At 72.6% G+C, this 17425-nt stretch carries 15 protein-coding genes; 11 read left to right on the top strand and 4 right to left on the bottom strand.

Annotation, left to right across the window (positions count from 1 at the left end; all coding sequences use genetic code 11):
- Window positions 1-39 precede the first annotated feature (39 nt).
- Genes B0I32_RS48960 through tkt form a run of 3 tightly spaced genes read right to left on the bottom strand, consistent with a single transcriptional unit; the run spans window position 40 to window position 4783 of the window.
- Complete coding sequence (locus B0I32_RS48960; protein ID WP_106251582.1) at window positions 40-1653, bottom strand: glucose-6-phosphate isomerase; 1614 nt, start codon at window positions 1651-1653, stop codon at window positions 40-42.
- Window positions 1653-2744: a transaldolase gene (gene tal, locus B0I32_RS48955; RefSeq protein WP_106251501.1), complete on the bottom strand. Its 1092-nt coding sequence runs from the start codon at window positions 2742-2744 to the stop codon at window positions 1653-1655. The genes B0I32_RS48960 and tal overlap by 1 nt, the downstream gene beginning before the upstream one ends.
- A gap of 8 nt (window positions 2745-2752) precedes the next feature.
- Window positions 2753-4783 (bottom strand): transketolase, encoded by a 2031-nt coding sequence (tkt, locus tag B0I32_RS48950; RefSeq protein WP_245956634.1) that lies wholly within the window; start codon window positions 4781-4783, stop codon window positions 2753-2755.
- Window positions 4784-5167: 384 nt separating this feature from the next.
- Between tkt and B0I32_RS48945 the strand changes: the two genes are divergently transcribed.
- The 4 genes from B0I32_RS48945 to B0I32_RS48930 all read left to right on the top strand — a co-directional run bounded on the left by B0I32_RS48945 (window position 5168) and on the right by B0I32_RS48930 (window position 8744).
- Window positions 5168-6112 (top strand): heme o synthase, encoded by a 945-nt coding sequence (locus B0I32_RS48945; protein WP_106251497.1) that lies wholly within the window; start codon window positions 5168-5170, stop codon window positions 6110-6112.
- Between the two features lie 64 nt (window positions 6113-6176).
- The gene (locus B0I32_RS48940; protein ID WP_106251496.1) at window positions 6177-6560 is read left to right on the top strand and encodes an ArsR/SmtB family transcription factor; all 384 of its coding nucleotides are present in this window, start codon (window positions 6177-6179) and stop codon (window positions 6558-6560) included.
- Window positions 6557-7558, top strand: coding sequence for a cation diffusion facilitator family transporter (locus tag B0I32_RS48935; protein ID WP_106251494.1), 1002 nt, complete (start codon window positions 6557-6559; stop codon window positions 7556-7558). The genes B0I32_RS48940 and B0I32_RS48935 overlap by 4 nt, the downstream gene beginning before the upstream one ends.
- Complete coding sequence (locus tag B0I32_RS48930) at window positions 7545-8744, top strand: PrsW family intramembrane metalloprotease (protein WP_106251492.1); 1200 nt, start codon at window positions 7545-7547, stop codon at window positions 8742-8744. The genes B0I32_RS48935 and B0I32_RS48930 overlap by 14 nt, the downstream gene beginning before the upstream one ends.
- A 101-nt stretch (window positions 8745-8845) precedes the next feature.
- On the opposite strand, the gene B0I32_RS48925 is transcribed toward B0I32_RS48930, so the two are convergent.
- Entirely contained in the window at window positions 8846-9841 is a 996-nt protein-coding gene (locus tag B0I32_RS48925; RefSeq protein ID WP_106251580.1) for a COX15/CtaA family protein, read from the bottom strand.
- Window positions 9842-9938: 97 nt separating this feature from the next.
- On the opposite strand from B0I32_RS48925, the gene B0I32_RS48920 reads away from it, so the two are divergent.
- From B0I32_RS48920 to B0I32_RS48890, 7 genes are all read left to right on the top strand, one after another.
- The gene (locus B0I32_RS48920; RefSeq protein WP_106251490.1) at window positions 9939-11165 is read left to right on the top strand and encodes an NAD(P)/FAD-dependent oxidoreductase; all 1227 of its coding nucleotides are present in this window, start codon (window positions 9939-9941) and stop codon (window positions 11163-11165) included.
- Between the two features lie 88 nt (window positions 11166-11253).
- On the top strand, window positions 11254-11496 hold the full coding sequence (locus B0I32_RS48915) for a (2Fe-2S)-binding protein (RefSeq protein ID WP_219912407.1): 243 nt from the start codon (window positions 11254-11256) through the stop codon (window positions 11494-11496).
- A 143-nt stretch (window positions 11497-11639) separates the two neighbouring features.
- Window positions 11640-13400, top strand: coding sequence for an FAD/NAD(P)-dependent oxidoreductase (locus B0I32_RS48910; protein ID WP_106251486.1), 1761 nt, complete (start codon window positions 11640-11642; stop codon window positions 13398-13400).
- A gap of 25 nt (window positions 13401-13425) precedes the next feature.
- Window positions 13426-14319, top strand: a complete 894-nt coding sequence (locus B0I32_RS48905; protein ID WP_106251578.1) for a dihydrodipicolinate synthase family protein — start codon at window positions 13426-13428, stop codon at window positions 14317-14319.
- Window positions 14316-15317 carry a proline racemase family protein gene (locus tag B0I32_RS48900; RefSeq protein WP_106251485.1) on the top strand — a complete coding sequence of 334 codons (1002 nt, stop codon included), beginning with the start codon at window positions 14316-14318 and terminating at the stop codon, window positions 15315-15317. The genes B0I32_RS48905 and B0I32_RS48900 overlap by 4 nt, the downstream gene beginning before the upstream one ends.
- Window positions 15318-15330: 13 nt before the next feature.
- Window positions 15331-16356 carry a proline racemase family protein gene (locus B0I32_RS48895; protein WP_106251483.1) on the top strand — a complete coding sequence of 342 codons (1026 nt, stop codon included), beginning with the start codon at window positions 15331-15333 and terminating at the stop codon, window positions 16354-16356.
- A complete protein-coding gene (locus B0I32_RS48890) occupies window positions 16353-17405 on the top strand; it encodes an ornithine cyclodeaminase family protein (protein ID WP_106251482.1) in 1053 nt (350 codons plus the stop codon). The genes B0I32_RS48895 and B0I32_RS48890 overlap by 4 nt, the downstream gene beginning before the upstream one ends.
- Window positions 17406-17425 lie beyond the last annotated feature (20 nt).

Below are 17425 nucleotides of genomic sequence, written 5' to 3'. Positions count from 1 at the left end.
GTGGCGGCCTCCTCCGCGGGTGCTGCCGGGTCTGTCATCTCAAGCCTCCTGTGCGGCTGCGAGCAAACGCGCGACTCCGGCCGCGCGGTCGGTCAAGTGCAGGCGTACGGCCGGACGCCCGCGGGTCTCCAGCGCCCCCAGGTCGCCGAGCGCCTGCGCGAGCTGGAGCCGGCCCAGCGTGTACGGTCTGCCCGGCACGGCGACGTCCTCGGTCACCGCCCCGGTGATCTGCAGGAACACCCCGTTCTGCGGGCCGCCCTTGTGGTATTGCCCGGTCGAGTGCAGGAATCGCGGCCCCCACCCGAACGTGACCGGCCGCTCGGTGCGCAGCGCGAGCAGCGCCCGCAGCGTGGCCGGGTCGGCCATCATCCAGGCGTCGGTCATCTGCTCGAAGTCGGCCCCGTCGGGCACCGGCGCGTCGAAGGCCGCCAGCCGGTCGAGGTAGGCGGTGATCGCCAGGTAGCCGTCATCGGGGACCGCGTCCAGCAGCTCGGCGAACAGGCCGGGCAGGTCCTTGGCCGTCACCGGCCCGTACGCCTCGACCGGGCCGTCCGCGAACGCGGGAGCGTCGGTCGGCAGATCGGGCAGGGCCAGCAGGGCGGCGGTGTTCTCCTTCGACTCGGCCACGTTCGGCTGGTCGAAGGGGTCGATGCCGAGCAGCGTCCCGGCGATGGCGACGGCGTACTCCCAGACGAGGAACTGCGCGCCGAGCGGCCCGTCCACGCGGACGTCGCCGACGTCGGACTCGATCGCCACGACCAGCTCGTCATCCGTCCCGGCCGGGTCGGCGGCCACGACAGGCAGGATCCCCCTGCCCTGCTTGCCGGTGGACTCGGCGACGAGCTGCTCGATCCAGTCGGGCAGCCCGGTGATGGCCGAGAGCTGGTCCTCGAGAATCAGCTTGTCCCGGCCGGCCAGGGCCGCGCCGGCGAGCGCCGCGCCCAGGTCGAGGCCGGGGTTGCCGCTGTCGAGCGACAACAGCGGCAGCACCTCTTCCGCGTCGTCGAGCAGCCGCTCCACGTCCGCCCCCGCCAGCGCGGCGGGCACCAGCCCGAACGCCGACAGCGCGGAGTAGCGGCCGCCCACGCCATGAGGGGCGAGCACCAGGTCGTAACCGGCCGCCACGGCCCGTCGCTCCAGCGGCGAGCCAGGGTCGGTGACGACCACGACGCGGCCGGCGGGCGCGAGGCCCGCCTCGGCGAAGAGCCGCTCGTAGATCCGCAGGTGGCAGTCGGTCTCCACGGTCGAGCCGCTCTTGCTCGACACCACCAGGACCGTCGACTCCAGCCCCTCCGCCAGCGCCCGGCGCACCTGCCCTGGATCGCTCGTGTCCAGCACCGTGAGCGGCACGTCGGCGGTGTCGCAGATGACCTGCGCCGCCAGCGAGGAGCCGCCCATCCCGGCCAGGACCACGTTCGTCAGGCCCGCGGCGCGGGCCCGGCCCGCGAGCTCGCCCAGGACGGGCAGCAGCTCGCGGGAGGAGCGGGGCAGCGTCAGCCAGCCGAGCCTGACCGCCGCCTCCGCCTCGGCGTCCTCACCCCACAACGTGGGGTCGCCGGCGGCGAGCCGCGCGGGCACGCCGTCGGCGACGAGGCGCCCCGCGGCGGAGGAGGCGGCCGAGGCCACCCCCTCCTCGCGGTAAGAGACCTCCATCACGGAACCAGGTTCTTGCTGACGCTCTCGAGCAGCTCGTTCCAGGACGCCTCGAACTTCTCCACGCCCTCCTCCTCCAGGACCCGCACCACGTCGTCGTAGTCGACGCCGGCGTCCTTCAGCGCGGCCATGGTGTTCCAGGCCTGCTCGTAGAAGGGGCGCACGGTGTCGCCGGTGACGTTGGCGTGGTCGGCCGTGGCGTCGAGCGTCTTCTCCGGCATCGTGTTGACGGTGCCGGGCGCGACGAGCTGGTCGACGTAGAGGGTGTCGGAGTATTCGGGGTTCTTGACCCCGGTCGAGGCCCACAGCGGCCGCTGCGGGCGCGCGCCGGCGGCGCGCAGGCGCTGCCAGCGCTCGGAGTTGACGACGTCCTCGAACGCCGCGTACGCCAGGCGCGCGTTGGCCACGCCCGCCTTGCCCTTGAGCTCCGGCTTGCCGAGCTGGTCGAGCCGCTTGTCGATCTCGGTGTCGACGCGGCTGACGAAGAAGGAGGCCACCGACTCGATCGAGGCCAGGTCGAGGCCCTTGGCCTGGGCCGCCTCCAGGCCGGTCAGCCAGGCGTCCATGACCGCGCGGTAGCGCTCCAGGGAGAAGATCAGCGTGACGTTGACGCTGATGCCCTCGGAGATCGCCTGCGTGATCGCGGGCAGCCCCTCCAGCGTGGCCGGGATCTTGATCAGCAGGTTGGGCCGGTCGACCAGCCACCACAGCGCGCGGGCCTCGGCGATCGTCTTCTCGCTCTCGCGGGCCAGGCGCGGGTCCACCTCCAGCGACACGCGGCCGTCCACGCCGCCGCTGGCGTCGTAGACCGGGCGCAGCACGTCGGCGGCCCAGCGGATGTCGTAGGTGGTGATGGCGCGTACGGCCTCACCCACGTCGACGCCGCGTACGGCCAGGTCGTGCAGCTGGGTGTCGTAGGCGTCGCCCTTGCTCAGCGCGCCGGCGAAGATCGTCGGGTTGGAGGTCACCCCGACGACGTTCTTCTCCTTGATCAGCTGGTCGAGGTTGCCCGTGCGCAGGCGCTCGCGGCTGATGTCGTCGAGCCAGATGGCAACGCCCTGGCCGGACAGCTTGTTGAGGTTCTCGCTCATGATCTTTCTCAGTTTCCCGTCGTCTCGCCCTTGTCCTGACCCAGCTTGGCCAGGCTCGCCTTGGCCGCGGCCGCCACGCGCTCCGCCGTCAGTCCGAACTGCTCGTACAGAGTCCTGTACGGGGCGGAGGCACCGAAGTGTTCGAGACTGACCACTTCACCGCACTCGCCGACGTAGGCGTGCCAGCCGAGCGCGATGCCCGCCTCGACCGCTACGCGAGCCCGGATCGACGAGGGCAGAACCGTCTGCCTGTATGCGGAATCCTGCCCGTTGAACCACTCGACACACGGCATGGACACCACTCGCGTGGGTATTCCCTGAGACTCCAGGATGTCGCGGCCGTTGACCGCGATCTCCACCTCGCTGCCGGTGGCGATGAGGATGACCCTCGGCTGGCCGTCGGACGCCTCGCGCAGCACGTAACCGCCGCGGGCCACGCCGTCGGCGCTCGTGCCCTCGTAGACCGGCAGGTTCTGCCGGGTCAGCGCCAGCGCGGCGGGCCGGTCGGTGTGCTCCAGCACGGCCTTCCAGGCGTAGGCGGTCTCGTTGGCGTCGGCCGGGCGCACCACGTCGAGCCCGGGGATCGCGCGCAGCGCCCACAGGTGCTCGATCGGCTGGTGGGTCGGGCCGTCCTCGCCGAGGCCGATGGAGTCGTGCGTCCACACGTACGTGACCGGCAGCTTCATCAGCGCGGCCAGGCGCACCGAGGGACGCATGTAGTCGGAGAAGACCAGGAACGTGCCGCCGTAGGGGCGGGTGCCGCCGTGCAGCGCGATGCCGTTGAGAATGGCGCCCATGGCGTGCTCACGGATGCCGAAGTGCAGCGTGCGGCCGTAACGGTTGCCCGGGAACGCCTTGGTCTGGAACTCCTCGGGGATGAAGGACGGCTCGCCCTTCATCGTGGTGTTGTTGGACTCGGCCAGGTCGGCCGAGCCGCCCCACAGCTCGGGCAGCACCGGCGCGAGCGCGTTGAGCACCTCGCCCGAGGCCTTGCGGGTGGCGACCGAGGAGCCCTTCTCGAACGACGGCAGCGCCGTGGCCCAGCCGGCCGGCAGCTCCCGGTGGGAGATGCGGTCGAGCTCGGCGGCGCGCTCGGGGTTGGCCAGGCGCCACTCGGCGTAGGTCTTCTCCCACTCGGCGTGCTCGGCGCGGCCGCGCTGGGCGACGCCGCGGACGTGGTCGAGCACCTCGGCCGGCACGTCGAAGGTCTTGGCCGGGTCCATGCCCAGCACCTGCTTGGTGGCGGCGACCTCGGCCTCGCCCAGGGCGGAGCCGTGGACCTTGCCGGTGTTCTGCTTGTTGGGCGCCGGCCAGCCGATGATCGTGCGCAGCCGGATGAACGACGGGCGGTCGGTCTCGGCCTTGGCCGCCTCAAGGGCTTCGTACAGGGCCGGGACGTCCTCGGCGTAGTCGCCGGTGACGGTCCAGTCGACGCTCTCGGTGTGCCAGCCGTAGGCCTGGTAGCGCGCGACCACGTCCTCGGACTTCGCGATCTGCGTGTCGTCCTCGATGGAGATGTGGTTGTCGTCCCAGACGACGATGAGGTTGCCCAGCTTCTGGTGGCCGGCGATCGAGCTGGCCTCGTGGCTGATGCCCTCCTCGATGTCGCCGTCGCTGACGAAGCACCAGATGCGGTGGTCGAACGGCGAGGCGCCCTGCGCGGCGTCGGGGTCGAACAGGCCGCGCTCGCGGCGGGCCGCGATCGCCATGCCGACCGCGTTGCCCAGGCCCTGGCCCAGCGGGCCCGTCGTCGTCTCCACGCCGGCCGTGTGGCCGTGCTCGGGGTGGCCGGGCGTCAGGCTGTCCCACTGGCGCAGCCGCCGCAGGTCGTCGAGCGTCAGCCCGTAGCCGGACAGGTAGAGCTGGATGTAGAGCGTCAGGCTGGAATGGCCGCACGACAGGACGAAACGGTCGCGGCCGATCCAGCCGGGATCGGTCGGGTCGTGGCGCATCACGCGCTGGAACAGCAGGTATGCGGCGGGGGCCAGGCTCATGGCGGTGCCGGGATGACCCGAGCCCGCCTTCTCCACTGCGTCCATCGCCAGGGCTCGAACGACGTCGACCGCCTGCTTGTCCAGGTCGGTCCATTCAAGGGCTGGCACGAGTTCGGTGCTCAAGTGCTCGATCTCCGGAATCTAGTTGTCGTGGTGGTGCCGGTCGGCTTTCCCGCCCCGCGGCCGACCGTCTTCGGCGGCCCGCCGCTGGTTGTGCGGCCCGCGCCTACACGGGACCCTAACCGAGTGGAGATGGCGATCGATTCCCATTCCACCCGCGCGTGTCCATGTACGGCGCAAGCCCCCCATTGGCCGGACCGGCCGACCCTGCGACTACAGTTTGGTTGTTCGCAGGGGCGTCACGGCGCCCGCCCATGGATCCGCTCTTATCAGAGGTTACGCGTTGACTCCGCACAGGCTGGAAGCGCCTTGACGGTGCTGACCAACAGGCAGGCGACGGCCCCTTCACCGCAGGTGGAGGCGCCGCGCTCGATAGGCATGACCATCAAGGCCTACATCGCGCTCACCAAGCCGCGGATCATCGAGTTGCTGCTGATCACGACGCTGCCGGTGATGTTCCTCGCCGCGGGCGGCCTGCCGCCGCTGTGGACGTCGATCGCGGTCATGGTCTTCGGCACCCTGTCGGCGGGCAGCGCCAACGCGCTCAACTGCTACGTGGACCGCGACATCGACCAGAAGATGCGCCGCACCCGCCGCAGGCCGCTGGCCAGGCACCAGGTCTCGCCCCGCGGCGCGCTGATCTTCGGCATCGTGCTGGGCGTGCTGTCCACCATCGGCCTCTGGGCGACCACCAACTGGCTGGCCGCGGTGCTGTCGCTCGCGGCGATCCTGTTCTACGTGCTGGTCTACTCGATGATCCTCAAGCGGCGCACGGCCCAGAACATCGTGTGGGGCGGCATCGCGGGCTGCATGCCGGTGATGATCGGCTGGGCCGGCATCACCGAGCGGCTCGACTGGGCGCCGCTGGTGCTCTTCGGCGTGGTGTTCTTCTGGACGCCGCCGCACACCTGGACGCTGGCCATGCGCTACAAGGAGGACTACGCGGCGGCCAAGGTGCCGATGTTGCCGGTGGTGGCCACCGAGCGGCGGGTCGTGCTGGAGTCCATCGCCTACACCTGGGCCACCGTGCTGTGCTCGCTGGCGCTGTGGCCGGTGGCGGGCACCACGCCGTTCTACGCGATCGTGGCCGCCGTGCTGGGCGCGATGTGCCTGTGGGAGGTGCACCGCCTGCTCGCCCGGCTCAACGCCGGCAAGACGGGCGTCGACCTGCGGCCGATGCGCTTCTTCCACTGGTCCAATGCCTACCTGGCGCTGCTGTTCCTGGCCGTGGCGATCGATCCGCTGCTGGCCTGAGCCTCTCGTCCTGCCCACCGCCCGGCCGTTGCGCCGGGCTTTTCCTCTTTCGTATCATGCACATATGAATAGCTCTTCAGGTGTTGTGGCGGCGCTGGACGGGTGCGTCGTGCCGGAGCCGGACGCGGCCAGGGTCGCGGCCACCAGGGACCGGCTCGTGACGCCTGACGAGGCCACCCGGCTGGCCGAGCTGTTCCGCCTGCTCGGCGACCCCACGCGGGCCCGGCTGCTGTACGCGCTGCTGGAGGCGGGGGAGCTGTGCGTGTGCGACCTGGCCGACGCCGTCGAGGTGACCGACACCGCCGTCTCCCACGCGCTGCGCCTGCTGCGCACGGCCGGCATCGTGGCCAGCCGCAGAGCCGGGCGCATGATCTACTACCGGTTGGCGGACGCTCACGTCCGCATGCTCCTCGACCTGAGCCGGGAGCATCTGAAGGAGACCGGATGAGCGGCGATCACGGGCCCGATCAGACCCGCGGGGGCGGGCACAGTCATGGGCACGGTCATGGGCACGGCCATGCGCTGAGCGCGGACGCCGACCGGCGTTACCTCCTCGGCGCGCTGGCGCTGATCCTCGGCTACATGGCGGTCGAGGTGGTCGCCGGTGTGGTCGCCAACTCGATCGCGCTGATCTCCGACGCCGCCCACATGCTCACCGACGCCAGCGCCATCGCGCTGGCCCTGATCGCGATGCGCATCGCCGCCAGGCCGGCGAAGGGGGCCTACACCTTCGGCTACAAGCGGGCCGAGATCCTCTCCGCACAGATCAACGGGGTGACGCTGCTGCTGCTGGTGGCGTACTTCGTCTACGAGGGCGTGCGCAGGCTGCTGGAGCCGCCCGAGGTGCACGGCCCGATCGTGGTCGTCACCGCCGTCGCGGGCATCGCGGTCAACGCGCTGGCCGCCTGGCTGCTGTCCAGGGCGAACCGGCGCAGCCTCAACGTCGAGGGCGCCTTCCAGCACGTGCTCAACGACATGTACGCCTTCATCGCCACCGCCGTGGCCGGCCTCGTGGTCTGGCTGACCGGCTTCCGCCAGGCCGACACGATCGCCGCCCTGGTCGTGGCCGCCCTCATGCTCAAGGCAGGGTGGGGGCTGCTGCGCGACTCCGGCCGGGTGCTGCTCCAGGCCGCGCCCAGCGACCTGGACCCCGACGAGATCGGCCGGGTGCTGGCCGCCGACGCGGACGTGGAGGAGATCCACGACCTGCATGTCTGGACGGTGACGAGTGGCTATCCGACCCTGTCGGCCCACGTGATCGTGGCCAGGGGCTCCGACTGCCACCGGGTGCGCACCCGGCTCGCGGACCTGCTGCACGAACGGTTCGCGATCGGGCACACGACACTCCAGGTCGACCACGGGATTCCCGGCCTCGACCGGCACTGCGAGGACCCGCACGGACCCCGGCACTCTGATCCGTTAAGGTCACCGTATGGCGACCCGTGATCCACGCTGGGTGTTGAAGGACCGCCCGTCGTTCGCGTTGATCATCGGGCTGGTCCTCACCGGCATCTGCGCTCTGGTCTCGTTCTCCTTCGACGTCTTCAACGGCGCTCCGGTGCAGTTCTTCATCGCCCTCGCCCTCGCCCTGGCGCCGGTTCCGCTGCTGCTCGCGGCGGTGCTGGCGCTGGACCGGATGGAGCCGGAGCCGCGCAGCAACCTGATCTTCGCCTTCGCGTGGGGCGCGGGCGTCGCAGTGCTCGTCGCCGGTGTGATCAACTCGCTCAACCTGCACTACATCATCGACACCGCCCAGCTGTCGGAGGCCAGCGCGCGCAACATCGCGGCCACGTTCGGCGCGCCCGTGGTGGAGGAGACGATGAAGGGCCTGGTGCTGCTGGGCCTGCTCAGGTTCCGCCGGGCCGAGCTGGACGGGCCGACCGACGGCGTCATCTACGCCAGCATGGTCGGCCTCGGCTTCGCCATGAGCGAGAACGTCAGCTACTACCTCGGCGCGCTGTCCACCTCCGGCGTCAAGGGGCTGGCCGTCACGGTGGTGCTGCGCGGCATCCTGTCGCCGCTGGCGCATCCGCTGTTCACCTCGATGATCGGGGTCGGCGTGGCGTACGCGGCCCAGCGGAGCGGGCCCGAGCGGGTGAGCTACGTGCTGGCCGGCTGGTCGGGGGCGATGATCCTGCACGGGCTGTGGAACGGCCTGGCCTCCTACGGCGGCTTCCCCGGGCTCGTCGTGGCCTATCTGGTGCTGCTGGTCGTCCTGGTCGTGCTCATCGGCGTGGTCTTCAAGGACCGGCGGCGCATCGTGGCGCTCATCCAGCGGTATCTGCCGCCGTACGAGCCGACCAAGCTCGTCACCCAGGCCGACGTCTACATGCTCTCGGCCTTCTCCCGGCGCCGCCAGGCCCGGCAGTGGGCCCGCGCCTACGGCGGCAAGCGGGGGGTGCGCGCGATGCGCGACTACCAGCTCGCCGCCACCGAGCTGGGGCTGCTGCACGAGCGGGCGGCCCGGCACATGGTCGACGAGCACGACTTCCACGAGGAGCAGCGGGCGCTGCTGGAGTGCATGAGCACGGCGCGGGCCGACTTCCCCGTGCCCTCGATGCACACCAGGTCGGTGGCTCGCGGCTCACCCCCGCCCGGCTACGCGCCCGGCGCCCCTGGCGCGCCGGGCTGACCGGGGGCGGGGCACGAGCGGGGCGGACTTATTTCGCGAAACGGGCGTCGCGCGGGGTGGGGGAGTGGCGGACGTACCACCGCATATCCCCGCACATCACCTCAGACGGCGGCGGTCGCCTCGGTGGCCTCGGTGGGGGAGGGGCTGACCGGGGCGGGCTCGCCGTCGCGGACACGCAGCGAGGTGACGACCCGCAGGGCGGCGATCCAGACCAGCGTCGAGCCCAGGACGTGCAGCAGCACCAGCGCGGCCGGCACGGCCAGGAACCACTGGGTGTAGCCGATCACGCCCTGCAGCAGCTCCACCCCGAGCAGCGCCAGCGCCGCCCGCCTGGCGGGCCTCGGCGCGTTGGTCACGTGCAGGGCGAACAGCAGCGCGAACGTCAGCCCCACCACCAGGTAGGCCAGGTCGGCGTGGAAGCGGGCCACGGCCTCGATGTCGAGGTCGAAGCGCGAGGCCATCTCGTCGCCCGAGTGCGGCCCCGTGCCGCTGACCACGACCCCGGCCACGAGCAGCGCGAACGCCGCGGCCAGCAGCACGTGACCGAGCCTGCGGATGTCGCGGTGGGTCACCCGGCGCAGGGGGCCGTCGCCCTCGCCCGCGCGCGCGTACAGCAGCCAGCAGACGGCGATCAGGCCGCTGGAGATCAGGTAGTGGGTGCCGACGGTGAACGGGTTGAGCATCGTGTTGACGACCAGCCCGCCCCACAGCGCCTGGGCCACGATGCCGGCCGGCTGCAGCCAGGCCAGGCGTACCAGCGAGACCCGGCGCGGGGCCAGCCGCAGCGCGGCCAGCACGCACGCGACGCCGACCGCGAGCACCAGGAAGGTCAGCAGCCGGTTGCCGAACTCCACGGCCATGTTGAGCGGCGACACCTCGGGGTGCGCCACCGGCACGAAGCTGTCGGGCGTGCACCTCGGCCAGGTCGGGCAGCCGAGCCCGGAGGCGGTGACGCGCACGCCCGCCCCGGTCACCGTGATCCCCGCGTTGACCACCACGGACGCCAGCGCCCAACCGCGCAGCGAGCGAGTCGTGGGTGCCCAGAAGGACAGCAGGAAACGCACGAAGAGGTTGGAGTTGTCCGTGGGTAGCTTCACGTCATCGATGGTAGGGGCCGGGCCCACCGGTCCCGCCACCGGGAACAGGCTTCTCAAGACCTCAAGGTATGTGACATATTACTGAGAGGAGGTGGTGATGTCCGACGTGATCGTCGTCGGCGCCGGAGTCGTGGGCGCGGCCTGCGCCTACTACGCCGCGCGCGCGGGCCTCGACGTGACCGTGGTCGACCGCGGGCCCGTGGCGGGCGGCACGACGGGCTCGGGCGAGGGCAACATCCTGGTGTCCGACAAGGAACCGGGGCCCGAGCTGGAGCTGGCCGTGCTGTCGAACCGGCTGTGGCGCACGCTCGCCGAGCCGGGCGGGTTCGAGTTCGAGGCCAAGGGCGGGCTGGTCGTCGCCGAGACCGAGGACGTGCAGCGGCAGCTCACCGGGCTGGCCGCCGAGCAGGGCGTGGAGTACGCGCTCGTGGGGGCGTCCGAGTTGCGCGACCATGAGCCGCACCTGGCCGGGGGGCTGGCCGGCGGCGTCTACTACCCGCAGGACGCGCAGGTGCAGCCCATGCTGGCCGCCGCCACCCTGCTCCGGCGCGGCGCCGACGACTACGGGCACGGCAACGGGCACGGCAACGGGCACGGCTACGGGGACGACTACGGCCGCGACAACGAGCGCGGCCACGGGCGCGACAACGGGCATGGCACCGTGCGGCTGCGTCTCGGTGTCGAGGTCACCGGCTTCCTTCGCTCCGGTGAGCGGGTGACGGGTGTGCGCACCTCTCAGGGAGACGTCCTCGGTGACGCCGTCGTGAACGCGGCCGGCACCTGGGGCGGGCAGATCGCCGCGCTCGCGGGCGCTCACCTGCCGATCCTGCCCAGGCGTGGGTTCATCCTCGTCACCGAGCCGCTGCGTGAGCCGCTCATCCGGCACAAGGTCTACACCGCCGCCTACGTGACGAACGTGGCCAGCGACTCCGCCGGCCTGGAGACCTCGGCCGTCGTGGAGGGCACGCCCGCGGGGACCGTGCTCATCGGGGCCAGCAGGGAGCGGGTCGGGTTCGACCGGACGACGTCGGTGCCCGTCCTGTCGCGGCTGGCCGCCCAGGCCGTCGCGCTCTTCCCCGCGCTGCGCGAGGTCCGGGCCATCAGGTCGTACTGCGGCTTCCGGCCGTACTGCCCCGACCACCTGCCCGTCATCGGGGCCGATCCGCGCGTGCCCGGGCTGTACCACGCGTGCGGGCACGAGGGGGCCGGCATCGGGCTCGCCCCGGCCACCGGACACCTCCTGGCCCAGCTGCTCACCGGCGAACAGCCCGACCTGGACCTGACCCCCTTCCGCCCGGACCGCTTCACCGAGGAGACTTCGTGACCCCCCTCACCCCGGCGGAGGCAATCGTGGCCTGCCCTGCCCCGGCGGAGGAGCCCAATGTGACCCGCCACGTTCCAGGGGAGGACGTGTGACCTTTCACATCACCGTCGACGGGCGCAGCGTTCCCGTCGTGCCGGGCCAGACGATCGGCGCGGCGCTGCACGCGGCCGGCGTGAAGTCGTGGCGCACCACCCGGTTCGGCGGGCGGCCGCGCGGGCTGTTCTGCGGGATCGGGGTCTGCTTCGACTGCCTGATCTCGGTCAACGGGCGGGCGCCTGAACGGGCGTGCCTGCTGGAGGCCGCACCGGGAGACGAGGTGACGACGGCGTGACGCACGACCCCGCGACCGGCCCTGAGACTGGGAGCGCGACCAACCCTGTGACCGGCCCTGTGACCGGCCCTGTGACCGGCCCTGTGACCGGCCCTGTGACCGGCCCTGTGAGCGGCCCTGTGAGCGGCCCTGTGACTGACCGTGTGACCGATTCCGTGACGTACGACCTCGTGGTGGTCGGCGGCGGGCCCGCCGGTGTGGCGGGCGCGCTGACGGCGGCGCTGGCCGGGCTGAGCGTGGCACTGGTGGACTCCGGGCCGCGGCTCGGCGGCCAGTACTTCCGGCACGCACCCGTGCCCAAGGAAGGGCCCGAGCCGGGGGCCGGGCTCGCCCGGTTCCTGCGGCAGGCCGACGCCCTCACCGCCCGCGCCGACGTGCTGTCACGGCACCAGGTCTGGAACGTCTCCCGCGACCCGGACGGCAGCCTGACCGTCCACTGCCTGACCAGCGCACCGGCCCCATCACCCCATCCGGCGAGCTCCGGCGGCGTGGGTGCCGGCGGGGAGCGGGCCGTGGTGTTGCGGGGGCGGCGGTTGTTGATCGCCACCGGGGCGCATGACCGGCCGTTGCCGTTCCCGGGCTGGGATCTGCCTGGGGTGCTCACCGCCGGTGGTGCGCAGGCGTTGCTCAAGGGGGGCGGGGTTCTGGCGGGGCGGCGGGTCGTCGTCTCCGGCACCGGGCCCTTCCTGCTGCCGGTGGCCACCGCGCTGGCCGGGGCGGGGGCGCGGGTGCTCGGTGTGTACGAGGCCAACGGCGGGCTCGGGCTGGCCCGGCATCCGCTGCTCGCCCTGGGCAAGGCCGGCGAGGCGGCGGGGTACGCGGCCGCGCTGGCCCGGCACCGGGTGCCGTACCGCACCCGTCAGGCGGTGATCGCCGCCCACGGGGACACCGAGGTGGAGGCCGTGACCGTGGCCCGCCTCGACGCCGGCTGGAACGTTCTCGCCACCCGCGTCGTCCGCTGCGACGCCCTGGCCGTCGGCTACGGGTTCGTCCCGCAGATCGAGCTCGGGACCCAGCTCGGCTGCGCGACCAGGCACGACGTGGACGGCAGCCCCGTACTGGCCGTGGACGCGACGCTGCGCACGAGCGTCCCCGGTGTGTGGGCCGCCGGCGAACCCGTAGGTGTGGGCGGATGGCGGCTGGCCGAACTGGAGGGCCGCCTCGCGGGCCGCGCCATCGCCGAGGACGCGAGGCTCAGCCTGGGCCGTGGTGTCAGCGCCGAGGATGTGGGTCTGGGCCGTGGTGCCGTCTCCGGGGACGCCGGTCCGGGTCGTGGTGTCGGGGCCCGGGGTGCGGGTTCGGGTCGCCGGGGTCCGGACGGTGTGCTTGCTCGGCGTAGGGAGCGGTGGCGGGCTTTCGGGGAGGCGTTGCAGCGGGCCTATCCCGTCCGGCCCGGCTGGCAGGGGTGGTTGCGGGACGACACGATCGTGTGCCGGTGTGAGGAGGTGCCGCTGGCGCGTGTACGCGAGGCGCAGCGGCTCGGTGCCACCGACGCGCGTTCGATCAAGCTCCTGGCCCGTCCCGGCATGGGGTGGTGCCAGGGCCGCATCTGTGGCTACGCCGTCTCCTGCCTGGCCGGCGAGCCGCCCCAGCCGCCCCGCCGCCCCGTCGCCCAGCCCGTCACCCTCGGCGCGCTCGCCACGATCGAGGCCCCCGGCACCCCGCACCCCGGCCCCGACGGCGACGGCCCCCGAAGCGACGGCCCCCGAAGCGACGGCCCCCGAAGCGACGGCCTCGGCACCGGCGGCCCACACGGCGACGGCCCACACGGCGACGGCCCACACGGCGACGGCCCACACGGCGACGGCCCACACGACGACGGCCCACACGACGGCGGGCCCCGCGACGGCCGGCCTCACGACGGCGGGCGCCATGGCGGCGCCGGCGAACACTCCGCTCACTGACCCCCGCGACATGGAGGACTTCCCGATGGACAACCGCAGCAAGCCCTGGCACGGCGTCATGGTGGCCACCGCGCTGCCCCTGCGCGAGGACCGGTCGGTCGACTACGACGCCTACGCCGAGCACTGCCGGTGGCTGGTCGCCAACGGCTGTGACGGTGTCGTGCCGAACGGGTCGCTCGGCGAGTACCAGACGCTCACCCCGCAGGAGCGCACGAAGGTGATCGAGACCGCGGTCGAGGTCGTCGGCGGGCCGGCCGTCATGGCCGGGGCGGGCGCGTACGGCGCCGCCGAGTCGCGCCGCTGGGCCGAGCAGGCGGGCGAGGCCGGCTGCGGCTCGGTGCTGCTGCTGCCGCCGAACGCCTACCGCGCCGACGAGCGCTCGGTCGTCGAGCACTACCGGGAGGTCGCCAAGGCGGGCGTGCCGGTCGTGGCCTACAACAACCCCCACGACACCAAGGTGGACCTCACCCCGGCGCTGCTGGCCAGGCTGCACGAGGAGGGGCTGATCGTGGCGGTCAAGGAGTTCACCGGGGACGTACGCCGCGCGTACGAGATCGCCGAGCTGGTACCCGGCCTCGACCTGCTGATCGGCTCCGACGACGTGCTGCTCGAACTGGCCCTGGCCGGAGCGGTGGGCTGGATCGCCGGCTACCCCAACGCGCTGCCCGCCTCCAGCGTCGCGCTCTACCGCGCCGCGGTCGCCGGCGACCTGGAGACGGCGCTGCCGCTCTACCGGGCCCTGCACCCGCTGCTGCGCTGGGACTCCAAGACCGAGTTCGTCCAGGCCATCAAGCTGTCCATGGACGTCGCCGGCCGGCACGGCGGCCCGTGCCGGCAGCCCCGGCAGCCGCTGAGCGGCGAGCAGGAGGCTATCGTGCGGGCGGCGACCGAGAAGGCACTGGCAGAAGGGCTGCGATGAGGACCAAGCGCGTTTTCCACGCCGTCGACTCCCACACCGAGGGCATGCCGACCCGCGTCGTCACCGGCGGCATCGGCGTGATCCCGGGCAAGAGCATGGCCGAGCGGCGCGTGTACTTCCGCGACCACCTCGATCACATCCGCACCCTGCTGATGACCGAGCCGCGCGGCCACTCGGCCATGAGCGGCGCCATCCTGCAGCCGCCGACCAGGCCGGACGCGGACTACGGCGTGCTGTTCATCGAGGTGTCGGGGCTGCTGCCGATGTGCGGCCACGGCACCATCGGCGTGGCGACCGTGCTGGTGGAGACCGGCATGGTCGAGGTCGTCGAGCCGGTCACGACCGTGCGCCTGGAGGTGCCCGCCGGGCTCGTCGAGGTGGACGTCGAGGTCGAGGACGGCATGGCCATGTCCGTGACGCTGCGCAACGTGCCCTCCTACTGCGACCGGCTGGACGCCTCGGTGAGCGTGCCGGGGTTCGGGGAGATCCCGTACGACCTCGCGTACGGCGGCAACTTCTACGCCGTCGTCGACCTGGACCGCTACGGCCTGCCGTTCGACCGCAAGGCCAAGAACGAGATCATCGCGGCCGGCCTGGCCACCATGGAGGCGATCAACGCCGCCGACGAGCCCGTCCACCGCGAGGACGACCGCATCCGCGGCTGCCACCACGTCTACTTCACCGCGCCCGGCTCCGACGCGCACCACTCGCGGCACGCCATGGCCATCCACCCCGGCTGGTTCGACCGCTCGCCCTGCGGCACCGGCACCAGCGCCCGCATGGCGCAGCTGCACGCCCGCGGCGAGCTGCCGATCGGCCGCGACTTCGTGAACGAGTCGTTCATCGGCACCCGGTTCATCGGCCGGGTACTGGAGGAGACCGAGGTGGGCGGGCGGCCCGCCGTCCTGCCCTCGATCACCGGGCGGGCCTGGATCACCGGCACCGCCCAGTACTTCCTCGACCCGCGTGACCCGTTCCCCGCCGGATTCGAGCTGTGAGGGGGCGGCCCTGATGAGCACGCCGATCACCGGGCCGATCACCGGGCCGATCACGACGGTCGACTACCACACGGCCGGTGAGCCGTTCCGGATCGTGACCGGCGGGGTGCCGGAGATCGCCGGCTCCGACGTGCTCGCGCGCCGGAGCACGGCGATGGCCGAGCTCGACGACGTGCGGCGGCTGCTGTGTCACGAGCCGCGCGGGCACGCCGACATGTACGGCTGCTTCCTGGTCCCGCCGGACGACCCGGGCGCGCGGTTCGGCGCGCTGTTCTGGCACAAGGACGGCTTCTCCACCGCCTGCGGGCACGGCACGATCGCACTCGGCGTGTACGCCGTGCGGGAGGGCCTGGTCGAGGCCGCCCCCGACAGCGTGACCGAGGTGGTCGTCGACGTGCCGTCGGGCCGGGTCAAGGCCCGGGTGCGCACGTCGGGCGGCCGGGTCGAGTCCGTGACCTTCGTCAACGTGCCCTCGTACGTCGTCGCCCGCGGCGTGCCCGTGGCCGGGACCACCGTGGACGTCGCGTACGGCGGCGCCATCTACGCCTCCCTGCCCGCCTCGGCCGTCGGGCTGTCGGTCGAGCCCCACCACCTGGACGCCCTCATCGGCCACGCCCGCCGGATCAAGGCGGAGCTCGCCGCTCATCCGGCCGCCAGGCATCCGGACGACGAGCGGCTGTCCGGCGTGTACGGGGTGATCTTCCACGACGAGCTGCCCGACGATGGTGGCGATGGCGGTGGCGGTGGCGATGGCGGGGTCAGGCGGCAGCGGAACGTCACCGTGTTCGCCGACGGTGAGGTGGACCGCTCGCCCTGCGGCTCGGGCACCGCGGCCAGGATGGCCCTGCTGCACGACGAGGGCAAGACGGGCGAGCTCATCCACCTGAGCATCGTGGGCAGCGTCTTCACCGCGCGTGTCGCGGAGGAGACCGATCGAGGAGTGGTCGTGGAGATCGACGGCATGGCGTACCGGACGGGGCGGCACACCTTCGAGCTCGACCCCGCCGATCCGTTCCCAACCGGGTTCACGCTGCGATGAGCGGCCTGCCGTACCTGGACGCGGCCACCCTGGAGCGGCTGGTGCCGATGGGACGGGCCGTCACCGTCCTGGAGGAGGCGCTGCGCGCCGGCCTCGACCCCGAGGCCACGCCGCAGCGGCCGGTCGTGGACGTGCCCGCCGGGCAACTGCTGCTCATGCCCGCCGCCACCCGCCGGTACGCCGGCGTCAAGGCGGTCAGCATCGCGCCCGCGAACCCGGAGCGCGGGCTGCCCCGCATCCAGGGGACGTACCTGCTGTTCGACGGCGACACCCTGACCCCGCTGGCGGCCATGGACGGGATCGCGCTCACCTCGCTGCGCACGCCCGCCGTCTCCGCCCTGGCCGTGCGGCACCTGGCGGAGCCGGGGGCGCGGCGGCTGGTGGTGTTCGGCAGCGGGCCGCAGGCGTACGGGCACGTGCTGGCACTGCGGGAGGTGCGGCCGGTCAAGGACGTCACCGTGGTCGGGCGGGACGCCGGACGGGCGGAGGCGCTGGCCGCCCGCTGCCGCGCCCTGGGCCTGACCGCGCGCGCCCTCACCAACCCCGCGAACGACCCCACAACTCCCGCGGGCCGCACAAGCCCCAGCCCCACGACGTCCGCTCAAGCGACCGAAGACGGCAGGTCAGGGCCGGACGAGCAGGTGGCGCGGCCGCTGACGGAGGGGCTGGCGGAAGCGCTGGCGCAGGCCGATCTCGTCGCCTGCTGCACCACCGCGAGGCGACCGCTGTTCCCCGGTAAGCTCACCCGCGACGGCGCCACCGTCGTCGCGGTCGGCTCGCACGAGCCCGGCGCCCGCGAGCTCGACGGCGACCTCGTCGCGCGGGCCACCGTGGTCGTCGAGGCCAGGGCGGCCGCCCTGGAGGAGGCCGGAGACGTCATCATCCCGATGAGCCGGGGTACGATCTCCTCCCGCCATCTCGCCGGAAACCTCGCCGACCTGATCACCGGACAGGTGATCATCGGCCCGGGGCCGCGCGTGTTCAAGAGCACGGGCATGGCGTGGGAGGACCTCGTGGTCGCGGCTGCCGCATACGAGGCGTGGACGTAGACGCTTACGCGGCGTGAACA

It is taken from the genome of Nonomuraea fuscirosea, assembly GCF_003001935.1.
GTDB classification, from domain to species: Bacteria; Actinomycetota; Actinomycetes; order Streptosporangiales; family Streptosporangiaceae; genus Nonomuraea; species Nonomuraea fuscirosea.
Note: the sequence above shows the minus strand (reverse complement) of the source record. Positions and strands in the feature narration are given on the sequence as shown.

What these genes read in the sequence shown, in the direction of transcription:
- B0I32_RS48960 (WP_106251582.1), bottom strand. Translation starts at nt 1,653, where the DNA reads ATGGAGGTCTCTTACCGCGAGGAGGGGGTGGCCTCGGCCGCCTCCTCC.
- tal (WP_106251501.1), bottom strand. Translation starts at nt 2,744, where the DNA reads ATGAGCGAGAACCTCAACAAGCTGTCCGGCCAGGGCGTTGCCATCTGG.
- B0I32_RS48920 (WP_106251490.1), top strand. Translation starts at nt 9,939, where the DNA reads ATGTCCGACGTGATCGTCGTCGGCGCCGGAGTCGTGGGCGCGGCCTGC.
- B0I32_RS48890 (WP_106251482.1), top strand. Translation starts at nt 16,353, where the DNA reads ATGAGCGGCCTGCCGTACCTGGACGCGGCCACCCTGGAGCGGCTGGTG.
- B0I32_RS48940 (WP_106251496.1), top strand. Translation starts at nt 6,177, where the DNA reads ATGAATAGCTCTTCAGGTGTTGTGGCGGCGCTGGACGGGTGCGTCGTG.
- B0I32_RS48905 (WP_106251578.1), top strand. Translation starts at nt 13,426, where the DNA reads ATGGACAACCGCAGCAAGCCCTGGCACGGCGTCATGGTGGCCACCGCG.
- tkt (WP_245956634.1), bottom strand. Translation starts at nt 4,783, where the DNA reads ATGGACGCAGTGGAGAAGGCGGGCTCGGGTCATCCCGGCACCGCCATG.
- B0I32_RS48930 (WP_106251492.1), top strand. Translation starts at nt 7,545, where the DNA reads ATGGCGACCCGTGATCCACGCTGGGTGTTGAAGGACCGCCCGTCGTTC.
- B0I32_RS48900 (WP_106251485.1), top strand. Translation starts at nt 14,316, where the DNA reads ATGAGGACCAAGCGCGTTTTCCACGCCGTCGACTCCCACACCGAGGGC.
- B0I32_RS48895 (WP_106251483.1), top strand. Translation starts at nt 15,331, where the DNA reads ATGAGCACGCCGATCACCGGGCCGATCACCGGGCCGATCACGACGGTC.
- B0I32_RS48935 (WP_106251494.1), top strand. Translation starts at nt 6,557, where the DNA reads ATGAGCGGCGATCACGGGCCCGATCAGACCCGCGGGGGCGGGCACAGT.